This is a genomic window from Variovorax sp. 01T439_2, from assembly GCF_056398445.1.
In genome coordinates this window covers 1-1,393 of the sequence record NZ_JBFTPJ010001215.1, presented here as the reverse complement: position 1 = coordinate 1,393, position 1,393 = coordinate 1, and the positions used below count along the sequence as shown (strand labels likewise).

3 protein-coding genes are annotated in these 1,393 nt (G+C 64.5%); all 3 read right to left on the bottom strand.

What is annotated here, in order from left to right:
* Positions 1–178: aminotransferase class V-fold PLP-dependent enzyme (locus AC1DOC_RS33645; protein WP_478131571.1), on the bottom strand; the 178-nt coding region annotated here is incomplete at its 3' end.
* A gap of 67 nt (positions 179–245) precedes the next feature.
* Entirely contained in the window at positions 246–836 is a 591-nt protein-coding gene (locus AC1DOC_RS33640) for a DUF2059 domain-containing protein (protein WP_012746762.1), read from the bottom strand.
* Positions 833–1,393: DNA gyrase C-terminal beta-propeller domain-containing protein (locus AC1DOC_RS33635; protein ID WP_478131570.1), on the bottom strand; the 561-nt coding region annotated here is incomplete at its 5' end. The genes AC1DOC_RS33640 and AC1DOC_RS33635, both read right to left, overlap by 4 nt.

Genomic DNA, 1,393 nt, shown 5'->3' with positions numbered 1-1,393 from the left:
GCATGAAGAGGATGTGGAAGTGCTCCGGCACGGCCAGCAGCGTGCGGATGTCGGCTTCGGCCTGGGTGCAGATCGCGCCGAATTCCTTGCCGCGATGGCTCATTTCCATCACGCTCATTCCGCTGCCCTGCCAGTCGAGCATTTCGGCGGCGGCGCGTTGCAGCACCGCCTCCGGCATGGCGGCCGGGCCGGCGGAAAAGTTGTACGGGCGCGTGCCGGCCGGCTGGTGCTGCTGCTGGGTCACGTCACTTCTTGGCGGGAGCCTTGGCCGGTGCCTTGGCGGGGGCGGCGCCTTGCTGCGAGCCGCCGGTCGGTGCACCCAATGCCTTGGCCACGTTCTCGTCCAGCGCGCGCATCTTCGGCTCGATGGTGGCGCGCGTGTCGTTCACGAGCTTTTCGGTCAGCGCGGTCTGCATCTTCGGATTGAGGTCCTGGTACTTCTTGCTGAGCGGCGAGTTGATCCAGGCCAGCAGCTGCTTGAGTTCTTCTTCGCTGAAGTTCTGCTCGAGCAGCGGGGTCAGGGCGCCGGGGGCCAGTTGCACGGCCTTGTCGCGCACGATCGGGTAGGCCTCGTCGAAGTACTTCTTGAGTTCGGCGTCGGCAGCCTTGGCGGCCGATTCGCGCTTGGCTTCGGGCACTTGCGTCTGCAGGTATTGCGAGCCGGCTTGCGCGATGGGGGCGCTCGATTGCTCGACCAGGCCGCGGGCCAGCGATTCGATGCCGGGGCGCTGCACGTCGATGAATTGCTTGATGAGCGCAGCCTTGTCCTGCGCCATGGCGGCCATGGAGCTGCCGGCCAGGGCGACGGTCAGAAGTGCGAGCTTGAATTTTTTCACTGAGGATTCTCCGTTGAAGATGAGGAAGTATCGTCTGCGCCAGGCTCACTCTCGCCGTTGGCGTCGTTTTCGACGATACGTTGTAGCCCGCTGAGTTTGGCGCCTTCGTCGAGCCCGATCAGCGTAACGCCTTGCGTTGCGCGACCCAGTTCACGAATCTCGGCTACCCGGGTGCGCACGAGCACGCCCTTGTCGGTGATGAGCATGATCTCATCGTCCGCATGCACGAGGGTGGCGGCAACGACCTTGCCGTTGCGCTCACTCTGTTGAATCGCAATCATGCCTTTGGTTCCGCGGCCATGGCGCGTGTACTCGGTAATGCTTGTGCGCTTTCCGTAACCATTTTCGGTGGCGGTGAGCACGCTTTGCTGCTCGTCCTCGGCCACCAGCATGGCGATCACGCCCTGTCCCGGATCGAGCGACATGCCGCGCACGCCGCGTGCATTGCGGCCGAGCGGTCGCACGTCTTCCTCGTCGAAGCGCACGGCCTTGCCGCCGTCGCTGAACAGCATCACGTCGTGCTTGCCGTCGGTCAGTGCCGCGCCGATGAGGTAGTC